The sequence below is a fragment of the Frigoriflavimonas asaccharolytica genome (assembly GCF_013294015.1).
Taxonomy (GTDB): Bacteria; Bacteroidota; Bacteroidia; order Flavobacteriales; family Weeksellaceae; genus Frigoriflavimonas; species Frigoriflavimonas asaccharolytica.
This window is the reverse complement of record NZ_JABSNO010000001.1, coordinates 125,577-141,852: the sequence shown is the minus strand read 5'-3', so window position 1 is coordinate 141,852 and position 16,276 is coordinate 125,577. Positions and strand designations below refer to the sequence as shown.

At 32.6% G+C, this 16,276-nt stretch carries 17 protein-coding genes and 1 pseudogene; 3 read left to right on the top strand and 15 right to left on the bottom strand.

Going from position 1 to position 16,276, the window contains the following annotated elements:
* Nucleotides 1-32: 32 nt before the first annotated feature.
* The 7 genes from accD to HNQ03_RS00580 form a co-directional block, all read right to left on the bottom strand.
* Complete coding sequence (accD, locus tag HNQ03_RS00610) at nt 33-881, bottom strand: acetyl-CoA carboxylase, carboxyltransferase subunit beta (RefSeq protein WP_173777694.1); 849 nt, start codon at nt 879-881, stop codon at nt 33-35.
* A gap of 76 nt (nt 882-957) precedes the next feature.
* A complete protein-coding gene (gene fbaA, locus HNQ03_RS00605) occupies nt 958-2,025 on the bottom strand; it encodes a class II fructose-bisphosphate aldolase (protein WP_173777693.1) in 1,068 nt (355 codons plus the stop codon).
* A 133-nt stretch (nt 2,026-2,158) separates the two neighbouring features.
* A complete protein-coding gene (locus tag HNQ03_RS16240; protein WP_382404963.1) occupies nt 2,159-2,419 on the bottom strand; it encodes a DUF3781 domain-containing protein in 261 nt (86 codons plus the stop codon).
* 35 nt (nt 2,420-2,454) lie between these two features.
* Nucleotides 2,455-3,321: an NAD kinase gene (locus HNQ03_RS00595; RefSeq protein ID WP_173777850.1), complete on the bottom strand. Its 867-nt coding sequence runs from the start codon at nt 3,319-3,321 to the stop codon at nt 2,455-2,457.
* Nucleotides 3,322-3,324: 3 nt separating this feature from the next.
* Nucleotides 3,325-3,978 carry a CBS domain-containing protein gene (locus HNQ03_RS00590; protein ID WP_173777692.1) on the bottom strand — a complete coding sequence of 218 codons (654 nt, stop codon included), beginning with the start codon at nt 3,976-3,978 and terminating at the stop codon, nt 3,325-3,327.
* Nucleotides 3,979-4,048: 70 nt separating this feature from the next.
* Complete coding sequence (locus tag HNQ03_RS00585; RefSeq protein WP_173777849.1) at nt 4,049-4,579, bottom strand: RNA methyltransferase; 531 nt, start codon at nt 4,577-4,579, stop codon at nt 4,049-4,051.
* A gap of 4 nt (nt 4,580-4,583) precedes the next feature.
* Nucleotides 4,584-5,465, bottom strand: coding sequence for a bestrophin family protein (locus HNQ03_RS00580; protein WP_173777691.1), 882 nt, complete (start codon nt 5,463-5,465; stop codon nt 4,584-4,586).
* A 152-nt stretch (nt 5,466-5,617) separates the two neighbouring features.
* Between HNQ03_RS00580 and mutS the strand changes: the two genes are divergently transcribed.
* Nucleotides 5,618-8,203 (top strand): DNA mismatch repair protein MutS, encoded by a 2,586-nt coding sequence (gene mutS, locus HNQ03_RS00575; RefSeq protein ID WP_173777690.1) that lies wholly within the window; start codon nt 5,618-5,620, stop codon nt 8,201-8,203.
* Between the two features lie 9 nt (nt 8,204-8,212).
* On the opposite strand, the gene HNQ03_RS00570 is transcribed toward mutS, so the two are convergent.
* From HNQ03_RS00570 to HNQ03_RS00555, 4 genes and pseudogenes are all read right to left on the bottom strand, one after another.
* Nucleotides 8,213-8,467 (bottom strand): hypothetical protein, encoded by a 255-nt coding sequence (locus HNQ03_RS00570; RefSeq protein ID WP_173777689.1) that lies wholly within the window; start codon nt 8,465-8,467, stop codon nt 8,213-8,215.
* Nucleotides 8,468-8,598: 131 nt separating this feature from the next.
* Nucleotides 8,599-8,814 (bottom strand): annotated as a pseudogene (locus HNQ03_RS00565) (Txe/YoeB family addiction module toxin); the annotation flags it as partial.
* A gap of 55 nt (nt 8,815-8,869) precedes the next feature.
* Nucleotides 8,870-9,103 carry a DUF2683 family protein gene (locus tag HNQ03_RS00560; protein ID WP_173777688.1) on the bottom strand — a complete coding sequence of 78 codons (234 nt, stop codon included), beginning with the start codon at nt 9,101-9,103 and terminating at the stop codon, nt 8,870-8,872.
* 77 nt (nt 9,104-9,180) lie between these two features.
* Nucleotides 9,181-9,519: a hypothetical protein gene (locus HNQ03_RS00555; RefSeq protein ID WP_173777687.1), complete on the bottom strand. Its 339-nt coding sequence runs from the start codon at nt 9,517-9,519 to the stop codon at nt 9,181-9,183.
* Between the two features lie 38 nt (nt 9,520-9,557).
* Here HNQ03_RS00555 and HNQ03_RS00550 point away from each other — a divergent pair, with 38 nt between their 5' ends.
* A complete protein-coding gene (locus HNQ03_RS00550) occupies nt 9,558-9,935 on the top strand; it encodes a ribosomal maturation YjgA family protein (protein WP_173777686.1) in 378 nt (125 codons plus the stop codon).
* A gap of 23 nt (nt 9,936-9,958) precedes the next feature.
* Nucleotides 9,959-10,807: a GLPGLI family protein gene (locus HNQ03_RS00545; protein WP_173777685.1), complete on the top strand. Its 849-nt coding sequence runs from the start codon at nt 9,959-9,961 to the stop codon at nt 10,805-10,807.
* Between the two features lie 55 nt (nt 10,808-10,862).
* On the opposite strand, the gene HNQ03_RS00540 is transcribed toward HNQ03_RS00545, so the two are convergent.
* The 4 genes from HNQ03_RS00540 to tamL all read right to left on the bottom strand — a co-directional run bounded on the left by HNQ03_RS00540 (nt 10,863) and on the right by tamL (nt 16,269).
* Complete coding sequence (locus HNQ03_RS00540; RefSeq protein ID WP_173777684.1) at nt 10,863-11,297, bottom strand: energy transducer TonB; 435 nt, start codon at nt 11,295-11,297, stop codon at nt 10,863-10,865.
* 67 nt (nt 11,298-11,364) lie between these two features.
* The gene (locus HNQ03_RS00535; protein WP_173777848.1) at nt 11,365-12,573 is read right to left on the bottom strand and encodes a BaiN/RdsA family NAD(P)/FAD-dependent oxidoreductase; all 1,209 of its coding nucleotides are present in this window, start codon (nt 12,571-12,573) and stop codon (nt 11,365-11,367) included.
* The gene (locus tag HNQ03_RS00530) at nt 12,564-13,538 is read right to left on the bottom strand and encodes a YihY/virulence factor BrkB family protein (protein ID WP_173777683.1); all 975 of its coding nucleotides are present in this window, start codon (nt 13,536-13,538) and stop codon (nt 12,564-12,566) included. Before HNQ03_RS00530 ends, HNQ03_RS00535 begins: the two co-directional genes overlap by 10 nt.
* A 400-nt stretch (nt 13,539-13,938) precedes the next feature.
* Entirely contained in the window at nt 13,939-16,269 is a 2,331-nt protein-coding gene (tamL, locus tag HNQ03_RS00525) for a translocation and assembly module lipoprotein TamL (RefSeq protein WP_173777682.1), read from the bottom strand.
* Nucleotides 16,270-16,276 lie beyond the last annotated feature (7 nt).

Sequence of the window (16,276 nt, the reverse complement as noted above, 5' to 3'; positions counted from 1 at the left end):
AAGTGTATTAAGCTTCTAGCTCAGATCACAATTTATGCCATCAACATTTCAACCGTTTTGGATACCTTGTCTTTTATTTCTGTACGCTTTACGATAAAATCTAAAAAGCCTTTTTCTTGCAAAAATTCCGATGTTTGAAAACCTTCTGGTAAATCTCTACCTATTGTTTCACGGATTACACGCGGTCCTGCAAAACCTATCAAAGCACTTGGTTCTGCCATGATGATGTCTGCCGTCATTGCAAAAGATGCAGTAATACCCCCAAAAGTAGGATCGCACAAGTATGCGATGTAAGGTAATTTAGCTTCTGAAAGCTGAGCCAACTTACTTTGCACCTTCGCCAATTGCATTAAGGAAAACGTAGCTTCTTGCATTCTTGCTCCACCAGATTGACAAATAATCATATAAGGCAATTTATGTTTAATGCAATAGTCTACAGCTCTTTTTATTTTCTCTCCCATTACAGAACCCAAAGATCCGCCGATGAATGAGAAATCCATACATGAGATTACCATCTCGGTGCCGTTCACTTTTCCAACAGCATTTCTGATAGAATCCGTCAATTTAGTTTTTGCTTTTACTTCTTTCAAACGATCTACGTAAGGTTTGGTATCTACAAAATTTAGCATATCTACACTTTCTACTTTTGCATCTAATTCTTTGAATTTAGAATCATCAAAAAGCATATTGTAAAATTCTGCACTTCCTATTCTTACATGAAAACCATCTTCTGGAGAAACATAATTGTTTTTTTTAAGTTCATCATGCTCTACAACTTTTCCTGATGGAGTTTGATGCCAAAGCCCTTTTGGTACATCTTTTTTATCGTCTGTACTCGTTGTAATATTTTGAGCCTTTCTTTTAAACCATTCGAATGCCATATATTATAATTGATAAATGATTATTGATAAATGATGAGAGAGAAAATCAATTTTCTCTCATCAATTATTATTTATATTAAAGTGTATTTATATTGTTCAGATCTTCAAACGCTTTTTCTAATCTTGCGCTGAAAGTTTCCTCGCCTTTTCTTATCCAACCTCTTGGGTCGTAATATTTTTTGTTTGGTTTCTCTGCTCCATCAGGATTTCCTATTTGAGATTTCAGATAGTCTAAATTTTCATTCATGTAATCTCTAATTCCTTCTGTATAAGCGAATTGTAAATCAGTATCAATATTCATTTTAATTACACCATATCCGATTGCTTCTTTTATTTCTGCTTCTGTAGAACCAGAACCGCCGTGGAAAACGAAATTAATTGGTTTTGCTCCAAGACCAAATTTTTCTTCTACAAATTTTTGAGAATTATCAAGAATTTTTGGTGTTAGTTTTACGTTTCCTGGTTTGTATACACCATGAACGTTACCAAAAGCGGCAGCAATTGTGAAGTTTGGCGAAATTGCTTTTAGTTTTTCGTAAGCGTAAGCAACTTCATCTGGTTGTGTATATAATTTGGAAGAATCTACATCAGAATTATCTACGCCATCTTCTTCACCACCAGTAATTCCTAGTTCTATTTCTAAAGTCATTCCAATTTTTGCCATTCTTTCGAAATATCTTGCAGAAATTTCCATGTTTTCTTCTATTGGCTCTTCAGAAAGATCCAGCATGTGAGAAGAATAAAGAGATTTTCCGTATTGTTTGTGGTAAGCTTCGTTGGCATCCATCAATCCGTCAATCCATGGTAGCAATTTTTTTGCGCAATGATCTGTGTGAAGAATAACGGTTGCTCCATAAGCTTCAGCTAAAGTATGAATATGTTTTGCACCAGCAATTCCTCCAAGAATTGCGGCTTTTTGGCCATCATTGCTTAAGCCTTTTCCAGCGTTGAAAGCTGCACCACCATTAGAAAACTGTATTATAACTGGAGCATTTAATTTTGCAGCAGTTTCCATAGTTGCGTTCACGTTGCTAGATCCGATCACATTTACTGCGGGAAGTGCAAATTTATTTTCTTTTGCGAAATCAAAAATATCGGTTACCATTTGTCCTGTGGCAACACCAGCTGGAAATTTTCTGCTCATAATGTATGTATTTAATTAAAAGTTTAATGTCGTAAAGTTAGGGAATTTTATATAGTAAATAGAATGTTTAATGTCTATCCTAGAATTTTCAGTTTGAATATCAAAAATAAATAGGGAATCAAATATTTTAAATTTAAATATTAATAGTGGTTGCGGTTATTATTCTATTGGTATTTATATTAATTGTCAAAACTATATTCTTTTCATGATTTGTGATATAAATATTTTTTCCTTTTTTCACAAAATGGCTTTCATGAGTTTCAAAAACTATCTTTGAAATCAATTCTTGAATTTTTTCTTTAGAATAATTTAAATTTAATTTTTTATTTATTCTTCCATACACAAGTTCAGTGTACGTTATTTTATCTAAAACTTTATACTTGTAATTCTCCACAATTATATTTACTTTAGATACTGTATTATCATCAATTAATTCCTTTTATCTTTTCCCCACAATAATTTTTGTCGAATGGTTTCATAAAAGTTAATATTGTTCGGTTGTACCAAAGAAATTTTGAAATCTGCTTTTTTAATTACAATTTCTACATCGGTATTCATGTGTATCAACCTGGAATCTAAAGATAATGTGTATTGTGGATGTCTGCTTTCTACTTTTAAGCGAAATTCTACAGAATCACAAACGACTAATGGTCGCACATTTAAATTGTGGGGCGCAATTGGGGTAACTCCAAAATTGTTGCTTTCTGGCGAAATTATAGGTCCTCCACAGCTTAAAGCATATGCTGTAGAACCAGTTGGGGTAGAAATAATAACACCATCTCCCCAGAAAACATTTAGAAACTCGTTGTTGATATACGATTCTACGGTTATCATTGATGTTGTTTCTTTTCGGGAAATCGTAACATCATTTAAAGCATAGGGGAAAAACACGCCAAATTTGGGAGAAACTATCTGCATTACCGTTCGCTCCGATATTGTAGTGTTCCCATTTAAAATATCATCTAATTCTAAAAAAACTTCTTCTTTTGTGAAGCTAGAAAGAAAACCTAATCTTCCAGTATTTACTCCTACAATGGGAATATTTGTATTTTGAACATATAATAACGACGTTACAATAGTGCCATCACCTCCAAAAGTAAAAAATAATTCCACCTTTTTTTCTTGAAGATCTTGTTTATTGGAAAAGGTTTCAAATTCTGAAGAAAACTTCATCGTTTGGATCATTTCTCCATAGAGAATGCAGCGGATATTTCTGCGCTCCATTTCTGTTATAAATTTGCTTAAATACAAAAATGTATCTAAATCTTTTTTTTGAGTATAAATAGCAACTGTCATCATCTAAACTTCTAAATATTTTTGAAAAAATCCAAATCTGTCTTTCATAAGTTCTTCTTTTTCGTCTGCATAATGTTTGTGCACAATTGTATAGCCATATCTTTCTAAAGTTTCATCTATTGATGTAAGATTTTCATGGCTGATTTTCATCGTAATTTCTACGTTGTCTTTATTGATGGTACTCACATAAATTCCATAAATCTTGGAATTATTACTTTCTATCAATCGTGTGATTTCTGATAAGGAATAATGCAAATCTTGCGTTTGAATTGTCAAAACTGCCCCACTTTCGCTAAAAAGCGGATATTTATTAAACTCACTAAAAACATCTTCGCAAGAAATATAACCGAGATAATTTTCATTTAAATTAATAATTGGGACAATGTTCGCATTAAAGGTGTAGAATAATTTAATACTATCCAACACATTTCCATCGTCTAAGATGGCAAATCTTTCAAAATGAATCTCCAGGCTTTCTAAATTTCCCGCCGGACTTTCTTCTAAAAATTCTTGACTTAATGCTCCCATCAATTCTCCATTTTTAGTTATAAAAACGTGGGAATAACCAAATTCTTTGGCCATTTCTGAAGCGTCGTCTATAGAATCTTCGATATTAAAAGCAGGGTAATCTTTGGAAATGTAGTCTCGGATAAACATGATGCTAATTTAGGAAATAAATTATACTAATGATAACCTACGGATAAATAAGTTTTTAAAAAAGCTGATATTAAGATAAATTTTTAAAAAATTCCCACATCACAATGCCACCACAAACGGAAACATTGAGAGAGTGTTTGGTTCCCAATTGTGGAATTTCTAGAAATTCATCGTACAAATTGAGGGCATTTTCGCTCAAGCCATCAACTTCATTTCCTAAAACTAAAGCGTATTTATAATGATTTTCAATTGTGAAATCGTTTAATTTTTTGCTGTTCGTAGTTTGTTCAATTCCAATTATTTGAAAATTTTCTTTGCTCAATTTAATCAGAGCATCGTCTATATTTTTCTCATAAATCCACTCTACACTTTCCGTTGCGCCAAGAGCTGCTTTGTGTATTTCGCGATGCGGTGGAATAGGAGTGATGCCACATAGCACTATTTTTTCTATTAAAAATGCATCTCCAGTGCGGAAAATTGCGCCCACATTATGCATGCTTCTTACATTATCCAAAACGATAACTAAAGGGATTTTCTCCGTTTTTTTAAAGGTAGGAATGTCTATTCGTCCTAATTCTTCGAGTTTTAATTTTTTCATCAGTTTACTATTTTTTAAAAATTAGCTCTATGTTCTTTTCAATATTTTGTGCAATAGATTCCATCGGAATATCATTTTCTTCATTATTAAATGGATCTTCAATTTCCTCTGCAATAATTTCTAAACTCATAAGAACATAGTAGATAAAAACCGTTAATGGAATCATAAAGTATCCAATGCTAACAACATAAGCAATTGGCAAAGCGAGAACGTATAATACAATAAATTTTTTGATAAAAGAAGAATAGGAATATGGAATTGGTGTGTTTTTTATGCGCTCGCATCCACCACAAACATCTAATAAACCAGACAATTCTTTATCTAAATAAATGACATCAAAATCTGAAATAGCACCAGATTGCCTTAATTTAATAATCTTTCTATTTAATAAAAATACTAATTCTGACGGAGAATGGTGCTTCAAAGAAGCTTCTAAATCTACAAAATCCGCATCCAAAGATAATCTGGTAGATTCTTTAGAAAGATGTTTTGCCAAAAAATGAGGAAAAAACTTCAAATATTTCTCCAATTGATTTCTTTCATTTTCGTAAGTTTCTTTAGATAGTAAATTTACAATTTTAATGGAAATATTTCGGCTGTCATTTACGAGTTTGCCCCATAACTTTCTGCCTTCCCACCATCGATCATAGGCAGAATTCGTACGAAAAACCAGCAATAAAGACAAAACGAAACCTAGTAAAGAATGAAGCAAACTCACGCTTCCAACTCCAGATTTTGAAGTAAGATGCAAATATTCTACTTCCAAAAAATAGATACCATAAGAATAAACACCTACTAAAACCATTGTTGGAAACAAAACCTTCAACGTATCGCTTTTATGTAAACTAAAAAGTATCTTGATGAAGTTTCTTGTGTTATAAACGCGCATAAATTCTAAAAATATTTTGCAAATATACCGATTTGAAACAAAAATTATTTTTTATTCTCAAGATGCAGCATATTGCATGAGTTTGTAATCTTTTTCCTGAAACAACAATCATTTTCGTAATTTTGGCCTTTATCATTTTTACTAAAAATTCTATGGCAAAATCTACTTCGGAAACTCCTTTAATGAAACAATACAACACCATCAAGGCGAAATATCCGGATGCACTTTTGCTGTTTCGTGTGGGAGATTTTTACGAAACTTTTGGGACAGATGCCATCAGAACTTCCCAAATTTTGGGAATTGTGCTCACCAAAAGAAGAAATGGCGAAGGTTTTATAGAATTGGCAGGTTTTCCGCATCATTCTGTAGATTCCTATTTGCCAAAATTGGTAAGAGCTGGACTTCGAGTTGCCATTTGCGACCAATTGGAAGATCCAAAATCTGTGAAAGGTATTGTAAAACGGGGCGTTACAGAATTGATAACTCCTGGAGTTACGTTTAACGATCAAGTTTTAAATTCAAAAAAGAACAATTTTCTACTTTCCATTCACAAAGAAAAAGAAAAATACGGATTGGCTTTGGTAGATATTTCCACTGGAGAACTGTTGGTTTGCGAAGGAAATTTGCAGAAATTACTGCACGTTGTGAATACTTTTGATCCCAGCGAAATCATTTATCAAAGAAATAAAGAACTTCCTACACAATTAAAAAATAAAAACGCATTTAAACTAGAAGATTGGGCTTACCAATTTACTTATGCGCAAGAAAAATTGCAAAATCACTTTAACACCAATTCTCTGAAAGGTTTTGGAATTGAAGATTTGCAACTGGCAATTACAGCTGCAGGAGCAATTTTTGCCTATTTGGTAGAAGATACGCATCACGCTTTGCTGAAACACATCACCAAAATTTCTAAAATTCCACAAGAAGATTACTTGATGATGGACCAATTCACATTGAGAAATCTAGAAATAGTATATCCAAGTTCGGCTGGCGGAAAATCTCTGTTGGATATTATCGATAAAACTTCTACCGCAATGGGAGGAAGATTGATGAGACGTAGAATTATTTTACCCTTAAAATCAGTTGCCGAAATAAACCGAAGATTGGCCTTGGTAGAATTTTTTAATAAAGAAGAAACGCTAAAATTTTCATTAATAAATCATCTAAAATCCATCTCAGATTTAGACCGATTGATGGGAAAACTCGCCTCCGAAAAAATCTCACCGAAAGAACTCGGTTACCTTCGGGAAAGTTTGAAAAGCATCAAAGAAATTAAAACCGAACTCGCAAAATACCACGATGTTCTCACTTGGATAGAACCTTTGAATGACCTTTCTGAACTCATAGAATTTCTAGAAAACCATCTAAACGAGGAACTTCCCGTAAACATCAGTAAGGGAAATGTAATCAAAGCTGAAATATCTAAAGAACTAGATCAACTTCGAAATATACAAAATACAGGAAAAGGTTTTCTAGACGAAATGTGCGAAAGAGAAACAGAACGCACCGGAATTTCTAGTTTGAAAATTAGTTTTAATGGTGTTTTTGGATATTATATTGAGGTAAGAAATTCTCATAAAGACAAGGTTCCACCAGAATGGATTCGCAAGCAAACTTTGGTGAATGCAGAACGCTACATCACGGCAGAATTGAAGGAATATGAAGATCAAATTTTTGGCGCAGAAGATAAAATTTCCGTTTTAGAACATCAATTATACAGAAATTGCTGCGACAATGTGATGAATTATATCGATTTAATTCAAGAAAATGCCGCAATTATTGCGCAAATAGATGTCGCTGTTGGTCTTTCTGAACTTTCTGTAGCAGAATCTTACACCAAACCAATTTTGAACGATGGTTTTGCTATAGATTTAAAAGAAGCGCGGCATCCCATCATAGAAAAAGCCTTAAATTTAGGCGAAAAGTACATTCCAAATGATTTGTATTTGGACAAAGATTCTCAGCAAGTCATCATGATTACGGGGCCAAACATGGCGGGAAAATCTGCCATACTTCGGCAAACTGCATTGGTTTGTTTGCTCGCTCAAATAGGAAGTTTTGTGCCCGCAAAACATGCAGAAATTGGGATTTTAGATAAGATTTTCACCAGAGTTGGCGCATCAGACAATATTTCTACGGGAGAATCTACTTTCATGGTAGAAATGAATGAAGCGGCAAGTATTTTAAATAATATTTCGGATAGAAGTTTGATTCTTTTGGACGAAATTGGTCGCGGAACTTCCACGTATGACGGTGTTTCTATAGCTTGGGCAATTGGCGAATATCTGCACGCACATCCTACAAAAGCGAAAACACTTTTCGCAACGCATTATCATGAATTGAATGAAATGACTTTGTCTTTCGATAGAATCAAGAATTTTCATGTGGCGATACAGGAAAATAAAGACAACATTATTTTTTTAAGAAAATTAATAACTGGCGGAAGTGAACACAGTTTTGGAATTCACGTTGCGAAATTGGCGGGAATGCCTGCTGCAGTATTAAACCGAGCCAAAGAAATTCTAAAAACTTTGGAAGATAGCCGACCAAATAACAGTTCTAAAAAAGGGGTGAAAAAAGTGACCGAAGAAAGCATGCAACTCTCTTTCTTCCAATTAGATGATCCAGTTTTGGAAAATATCCGCGAAGAATTAACCAAAATAGACATCAATACTTTGACTCCAATTGAAGCTTTGATGAAGTTGAATTCTATTAAGAAGATGATTGGGAAATAATAACTAATTCTATCTTAAAAACATAGTCAAGGGACATATAAAAAGATATTTAACGATTCTTCCATCTTTTTGTGCTGGAATCCATTTTACGTTAATGCCTTTAATCGTTCTAATTATTTCACGATTAAAACTTTCATTTTTCCCTATAGATTTGACATCTGTGAAAATTCCGTCTTTTTCAATTACAAATGAAAATTGACAAGATATTTTTCCTAATTCCTTAACATTTTTAGAATTAAAATTCTTAGATATTGAATCTCTCAATGCGACTAATCCATTTGGAAATGTTGCAACCTTATCAACTCTCTCTCGAAAACTTCGTTTTGATTAATTTGTGCTGAAAAAAGACAACCTAAGATTAGAAAATATAATAAAATAAATTTCTTCATAAATACTTATTTATCATCGTAATGCCCTTTTGCAGAAAGGATGAAAATGATGATTTCAACATCATTAATTCTATAAATTAACCGATCTTTTTTGTTAATTCTCCGAGACCAATATCCCGATAAACTACCTTTTAATTGCTCTGGTTCTCCTGTCCCAAATTCAGGATTTTCACTTATTTCATCTAAAAGAATCAAAACCTTCTTATAACTTTGAGCGTCAGACTTTTGTAAACGTGTATCTGTTTGGTTGCTTTTTTAGAGAATTCTAATTCAAATTTCATAATGATGCAAGAAATGATTTTAATTCTTCCTTACTTTTTACGCGAATAGAATCACCTCTTTTTAATTCTCCCTCCGCTTCCTCGATTTCTTGGATAATATCTTCGCTGTATTCTTGATGAGAGTCTTTTTTTAATTCAAATTTCAATTCTATAAGTTCAAGAGCTTTCTTAAATTTATCAAAATGTGCTTTAGATTTTGGATGTATTGCAACATTGATTGTTGTCATCATTTAATTTAAAGAGATTTAGCTTTTATGAAGGTAATTCTACTTAGAAAATAATTAGTGCGTAAAGTCTTTTACATCGTTTATTCTGAAATTCCTTGTGTTAATATTATAATTGCTGTAGTTGCTAATACTGCATAACCTATAATTGGATAGGCAAGAGTTTTCCCAACTGAATATTTTTTTGCTTTTTGAATTTGGCTAATTTCTACGACTTCTTTTGGGTTACTTTTGTAAGATAGATAGACCTTTTCTTGAGATATGGAATCTATTTTTCCGTAATATTCTTTATTTTCAGTTTTGAATTGATGGTATTTTCCTATTTTAAAGTTTTCTTTTTGAAAAGGTTTTCTTTGGGAAACCAAAGTTGTAGTACAAGAAAATAAAGAAAGTAAGACCAAAAAAGAAAAAATTTTTTTCATTGTTTATTTGTTATTTTTGTCAAATGTAATTTAATTAAATGAAATTTAATATTAAATATTTCATCGTCACAATCATAATTTTCATCGTAGAGTTTTTGATTGCAACCGTTTTCAAAGAAATATTTTGGTTGCGGGCTTATTTTGGAGATGTTTTGGTGGTGGCTTTTATCTATACTTTTATCCTCAGTTTTTTTGATGTTGATAAAACGAAAACCATTAGCGGAGTTTTAATCTTCTCTTTTGTGATAGAATTTCTGCAATATTTTCATTTTGCCGAGGTTTTAGGTTTCGGGAAAAATAAAATTGCGATGATTGTTTTGGGCAATTCTTTCAGCTGGATAGATATTTTGTGCTATGTAATTGGCGCTGCAATTGTTTGGTTGATAGATATTAAACTACAGAAAAAGATAAAATGAATTTCAAAAATTTATAATAAGTTATGGTTAAAACCTTCACGTTAATAATCTTTTTAGCCTCAATATTTTTATTTTCTCAAAATCACAGATTTATGTATTCGTACAAATATTTACCAGATTCTACAAAAATAGATAGTATTCTAACGGAAGAAACGATATTAGAAATTTTCAAAGATCATTCTGAGTTTGTAAGTAATTCAACAGTGAAGTATGATTCTGCCATGATATCCGCTGCCAAAAATAACAAAGGCCCAGAAACGGTGACTCTTACAAAAGGTAATTTTAAAAATAATGTTTATAAAAGTAGGAACTTGCAATATTCTATAGAGTTTGTGGGAATTCAACCTTATAAAGTTGTTCAAAAGCCAATCGTAAATTGGAAACTTACTAATGAAACCAAAACAATTCAAAAATATATCTGTCAGAAAGCAACTTTAGAATTTGGCGGGCGAATTTGGGAAGCGTGGTTTACTCAGGAAATTCCGTTTCAAGATGGTCCCTACATTTTTTCTAATCTGCCGGGATTAATTATTGAGATGAACGATTCTAAGAAGCATTATTCATTTATTTTAACAGAAAATTTTAAAACTGATAATACAGAAAGCTACATTTCTGATAAGCAATTTTTTAAGTCTTATGAAGTAAGTGCTGATCAATTTAACAAAAAGTGGAAGGAATTTTATAAAAATCCAATTGGAGCTATGGAACAATTTATGAATATGAATCCTGGGGTTTTTAGTGGTCAGAGATTTGACCTAAATGGGAAAGAAATTGATTATTCGCAAAGCAAAAGAGAAGAGAAAATTAACGCACAAAAACAATTAGTGCAAAATAATAATCCTATTAATTTAAACCTGTACAAAGTTGATTAAAAATAGAGTAGAAGAGGTTCTGTTTTATTTTTAGAAGCAGCTCATTTTGGCTCAACTAGGACTCAAACATCATTATTACTGGGATTGTATACTTATATTTTACTTTCTTTCCTTTCATTTCTGCGGGTATCCATTTTCCATTAATTCTTAATACAGCTTTTTGAATCTCTGCATTAAAACTGGTGTTTTGCCCATTTACTTTTATATCTGCAATTTCTCCCTCAGTGTCTACATCAAAAACCAATACTGCTCTTAATTTACCACTACCAATAATTTTATTGGGATCAATTTTTTCTGCTAGCTTATCCCGGAATTTCATTACTCCTCCTGGAAATATCGGCAACTTCTCTGCAGAATTACTTTCATTAATTTCAATTGCTTTAGGTTCCACTGCAGCTTGTTTTGGTGGAAAATCTGTGGTTTTCTTTTTTTCTTGACTAAGGGCAAAACTGCTGTGAATGGCAAACAGTACAATCAATAATTTTTTCATAATCAATTTATTTTTTTCGAGGAGTTATGATAATGTCTCATTATACTCAAAAATTTTATTTCCATCTTTACAAGCTATTCAAATCCTGTGCAATTAACCATGCTTCGCTCCAGCAGGCTTGAAAATTATAACCTCCAGTTACCGCATCAATATTTAAAACTTCTCCTGCCAAATAAAAATTAGGAAGAATTTTACTTTGCATATTTTTAAAATTTATTTCTTTCAAATTTACACCACCTGCAGTCACAAATTCATCTTTATAGGTAGATTTCCCAGTCACTTTTAGTTTTCTATTGCATAGATTTTCTAATAAGTTTTGAATTTCGGATTTGGTAAGTTGAGATATGTTTTTTTCTAAATCTATCTTGCTCAACCATAAAATACGGTGCCAAAATCTATTGGTAATGTCAAAAATTCTAGAACTTCCGATTGTTTTTTTTGTGTTTACATTTTTGTAATCATTAAACAAATCTTCTGCATCTTCTTTATCAATGCCAAGAAAATTCACCTTGATTTCAAATTGATATTTTAAGTCGGCTAATTCTCGGGCTTTCCATGCGGAAATTTTGAGAATCGCAGGTCCAGAAAGTCCCCAATGTGTGATTAATAATGGTCCGCTTTCGTCGGTTTTTAATTTTGGTATGGCAACTTCTGCATTTAAAAATGAAGTTCCGGGCAGATCTGAAATCAATTCATCTTTAATATTGAATGTGAACAAAGAAGGAACTGCAGGAATGGTGGAATGTCCCAATTCTTCAATAATTTTTAAAGTTTTTGGCGAACTTCCTGGGGTAAAAACTACAAAATCTGCATCAAACTCTCCCTCTTTTGTGATGATTTTGTAGCCATTTTCAGTTGTTATAATCTGCTTTACTACAGATTGCGTTTTCACCTCTATATTTTTTGCAGAAATTTCTTTTTGCATACAATCTATGATGGATTGGGACGAATTGGATTCTGGAAAAATTCTGCCATCTTCTTCAATTTTCAAGGGTACATTTCTACTTTCAAACCATTCCATCGTATCTCCAGGTTGAAATTTTGTAAATACACTCAGCAATTCTCGGCTTCCTCTTGGATAAAATTGCACCAATTCTTTTGGATTAAAACAAGCGTGAGAAACGTTGCATCTACCGCCGCCAGAAATTTTTACTTTTTGCAAAACATCTGCATTTTGCTCTAAAATGATAATTTTGTATTTTGTATCATCCAAATTTGCGGCGCAAAAGAAAGCTGATGCTCCACCACCTACGAATATTATTTTTTTCAAATCAATGTGTCTTTTGGTTTTTTAGATTTGTTTTCATCTAAAGTTAATTCTCCTTTTTCCTCCGCTACTTTGTTCTTATACAATTCTACAACTCTCCATTTTGAGTGATTGGCAAGTTTTACGGGTAGACCTTTCTTGTAGGTGTAAACTTTCGTTAGTTCTGCGCCAAAAAATATAAGAGAACAGGTATAATTGATCCAAAGCATAATTAAAATTATTGTTCCGGCCTGTCCAAATGCAGATGTGGGTTTGAATTGTGCAAAATAAAATGAAAGCAAAAATTTACCTAAAGTAAATAATATTGAAGTAAAAAGGGCACCCATCCAAACGGATTTCCACGTAATTTTTATATCTGGCAATACTTTAAACATTAATGCAAATAGCAAAACCACCATCCCAAAACCGATTACATAATTGAGGACATCTACTAAAACGTAGGTTCCAAATCCTAATTGTTTTGTAATATAATCATTAAAAAGGGAGATTATTGTAGACATCAGCATTGTGGAAATCATTAAAAATCCTATTACTAAGATCATTCCTAGTGAATTTGCGCGGTCTAATATAAATTTAAGCCATGCTTTTTTTGGTGCTGCTTCTACATCCCAAAGTTGATTTAAAGATTGTTGCAATTGAAAAAATAGGGTAGTAGCTGCAAATAACAAAGAACCGACTCCAACTGCTTTCATGATGAAATTTTCTTTATCTATCAACGCGCTTGCAATTAAATCTTGTACACTTTTTGCAGTGTCTTTTCCCATCATTCCACCAATTTGGGAGGTTATCTGTCCGCGAATTGCTTCTTCGCCGAAGAAATTTCCGGCAACCCAAATAATGATGATCAACAAACCTGGAATTGAGAAAATTGAATAGTAGGAGATGGCCGCAGAATCTTTTATTGCTGCAGATCTATTGAACTCTCCAAATGCTTCTTTGATGACTTCCCAGGAAAATTTTAATTTTTTGATCATTTTGGTAGTTTTTGAACGCAGAATTTTTTAATTTTCTTTGTGTAAATTGTTTCGCAGAGCCACTTCGTTTTGCAGAGGAATGCGTTTTTATTTTTTCTGTTTTTTCTTTTCGAACGCAGAGTTTATTTATTTTCTTTGCGTAAATTGTTTCGCAGAGCCACTTCGTTTTGCAGAGGATCATCAATGATAATTAATTTTTTCATGCAAAGCTCGCAAAATTTTTTTATCTTATTTTGAATATTTTATGTTTCTCAATATCACTTCGTTTCGTAGAGAAACTTGCTATTTTGCAGCCCGACTTGAGTGGAATTCCTTTTTTGCAAAAAAAGAATGGGAACGGAAGGCGGATTAAGCTGCCCAAAAAAAATTTATTGTTTTATTATTTTTATCAATTTTTGTTTTAGAAAGGATATCCGATTGCGATATTTAAGATTAAATTATCTTGCCTCCATTCTTTACTGCCAAAATCTATTTGGTTTAACCTCCATCTTTCGCCTTCTTCATAATACGGAACTCTGAGTGGCATTGCAAGATCTAATCTTAATAATAAAATATTAAAATCTAAACGCAAACCAACTCCTGCTCCAACGGCAATTTCTTTCACCCAATCTTTAGAAAATTTTCCACCTGGTCTTTGAGCATCTTCATTTACTAGCCAAATATTTCCGGCATCAGCAAAAACTGCGGCGTTTAAAAATTTATAAATATTGGCTCTATATTCAAGATTTGCCTCTAGTTTTATATCTGCGGCTTGATCAAAAAAGAAATCTGTATCTTCTGTTCTTGGGTCATAACTTCCTGGTCCTAAATTTCTGGCTCGGAAAGCACGAATGCTATTCCCACCTCCCACAGAAAATTGACGAGAGAATGGAATTAATTCAGAATTACCATATGGTATCGCAACTCCACCAATTAATCTGGTTGCGATAGAACTATTTTCTCCAATTTTTCTATAGTATCTAAGGTCATGTTCCGTTTTCAAAAATTGGCTGAAAGGAATTCCACCTATTAATTTTTCATTGCCGTTTTTTACATCCGCTCCAGTTACCAATCCGGTTACATTTCCTGCCAAATCTAGAAAACCTTTGTAGTAGTAAGTGTTGGTTTTTTGAGAAGCAGTATTGGTGTATGTGTAGGAATAGGTAGGTCCGAAGATTAATTGTTTTTCTGTAACTCTGCCCAAACTTGGGTTTTTATCTATTTGTTCTTGGTATTTTTCTGTAATATTTGCAGGTGCAACATAAGTAATATCCATCACTTTTAGCTCGTGCTCTTTGCGCTCATTTTCTTTCCAAAGGTAGCCGAAACTAGCATTCAAATTTTGTAAAGTGTAGAGTTGCGTCCTGTTTTGAAATTCATAACTAAGAGATGCATTGGTTCTTGGTACAAATGCGCTAGAAGTATTGAACTGAAACGGAGCAATAATTCTAGGGATAGAAAGTTCTGCTTTTGCACCTACTCTTATGATGTTGTTGGCATCTCTTTGTCCGCCAACTGCTACATCAAAAGCTCCATAAACGGACATTTTAAATTGTTCTGCACCTTTGAAAGCGTTTCTATGAATCCAATTTAAATTCACTTCGCTTCCTGCATAATTTGCAGAGTTTTGCTTTGCTAGAGCTTCCAATCTTAGTGATTTGAAAGGTCTTGGCGTAAGTAAATAATAGGTGTCGAATTTATTGTTGGCAGAATCTGAAATTTTGAATTCATTTTTCACAAATTTAAATACTCCTAGACTTATGAGTCTATTTAGCGATAAATTGTGATCTGTTCTATTGTATAAATCTCCACGGTTGAAATACAATGCTCTATCAAATATTTTGGGATTAAATCTATTTTTAGGATCTACGATGTAAAGATTATCAACAATTTCCAAAGAATCTGTGTTGTATGGAATGTTGTATTTTCCGCCTTTCACATCTTCGATATTATAATCTGGAAAAACGACAACTTTATCTATTGTAAATTGTTGTTTAGATAGATTTGGCGTATTGTCTTTCAATTTCACAAACATTTCTACCTTATTTTTATTGGTAACTGTGCTGTCTGCTTGTACGATGATATTATCTGGACTAAAGTAATAAAATCCGTTTTCTTTTAAATGATTATTAATCCTTTCTCGCTCAAATTTTATCACGTCCAAATCAAAAGGTCTGCCTTTTTTTAGAACAGATTTAGATGCAATATTTTGCACATAATCGCTAATTGCGGTGGAATCTGGTACAAAATGAACATCGCTCATCAAATATCTGCTTCCAGTTTTCACTTCATATTCTACCTCTGCTTTTTTATTTTTTACAATGGTATCATAAGAAGTTTTTGTGTTGAAATAGCCTTTATTTTCGGAATAATTCTTTAAAATTTTTGCATTAAATTCTCTATCAACATCGCTTAAAAGAACTGGTTCTTCTCCAATTTTATATTTCAACCAATTCCTCAAACCTTTGCCTTTCACTTTTGGTTCTTTGGTGATATTGTAGATGTACAATCTCGGTCTTAAACCAAGAAAAGAAGAATTTGGTTTTGGCGTTAAGTTTTCTTCTAATCTACCTTTTAAAGTAGAACTTTCCTTTTTAGAAATTGTGTCGTTCGCAATTTTAATATCTGCACCTGTATATAGATATTCTCCCTCTTTTAAATATTTCATATTACTACAGGAGTTGATACCTGACAGTAGAAATACGCCACAAATGATGGACAGGGAAGTTTTTTTTATTGATTTAATACTCATAATTAAT

Bases quoted from the DNA above. Each gene is read 5' to 3' on its own strand.
- accD (WP_173777694.1), bottom strand. From the start codon at position 881: ATGGCATTCGAATGGTTTAAAAGAAAGGCTCAAAATATTACAACGAGT.
- fbaA (WP_173777693.1), bottom strand. From the start codon at position 2,025: ATGAGCAGAAAATTTCCAGCTGGTGTTGCCACAGGACAAATGGTAACC.
- HNQ03_RS00595 (WP_173777850.1), bottom strand. From the start codon at position 3,321: ATGACAGTTGCTATTTATACTCAAAAAAAAGATTTAGATACATTTTTG.
- HNQ03_RS00590 (WP_173777692.1), bottom strand. From the start codon at position 3,978: ATGTTTATCCGAGACTACATTTCCAAAGATTACCCTGCTTTTAATATC.
- HNQ03_RS00580 (WP_173777691.1), bottom strand. From the start codon at position 5,465: ATGCGCGTTTATAACACAAGAAACTTCATCAAGATACTTTTTAGTTTA.
- mutS (WP_173777690.1), top strand. From the start codon at position 5,618: ATGGCAAAATCTACTTCGGAAACTCCTTTAATGAAACAATACAACACC.
- HNQ03_RS00560 (WP_173777688.1), bottom strand. From the start codon at position 9,103: ATGATGACAACAATCAATGTTGCAATACATCCAAAATCTAAAGCACAT.
- HNQ03_RS00555 (WP_173777687.1), bottom strand. From the start codon at position 9,519: ATGAAAAAAATTTTTTCTTTTTTGGTCTTACTTTCTTTATTTTCTTGT.
- HNQ03_RS00550 (WP_173777686.1), top strand. From the start codon at position 9,558: ATGAAATTTAATATTAAATATTTCATCGTCACAATCATAATTTTCATC.
- HNQ03_RS00545 (WP_173777685.1), top strand. From the start codon at position 9,959: ATGGTTAAAACCTTCACGTTAATAATCTTTTTAGCCTCAATATTTTTA.
- HNQ03_RS00540 (WP_173777684.1), bottom strand. From the start codon at position 11,297: ATGAAAAAATTATTGATTGTACTGTTTGCCATTCACAGCAGTTTTGCC.
- HNQ03_RS00530 (WP_173777683.1), bottom strand. From the start codon at position 13,538: ATGATCAAAAAATTAAAATTTTCCTGGGAAGTCATCAAAGAAGCATTT.
- tamL (WP_173777682.1), bottom strand. From the start codon at position 16,269: ATGAGTATTAAATCAATAAAAAAAACTTCCCTGTCCATCATTTGTGGC.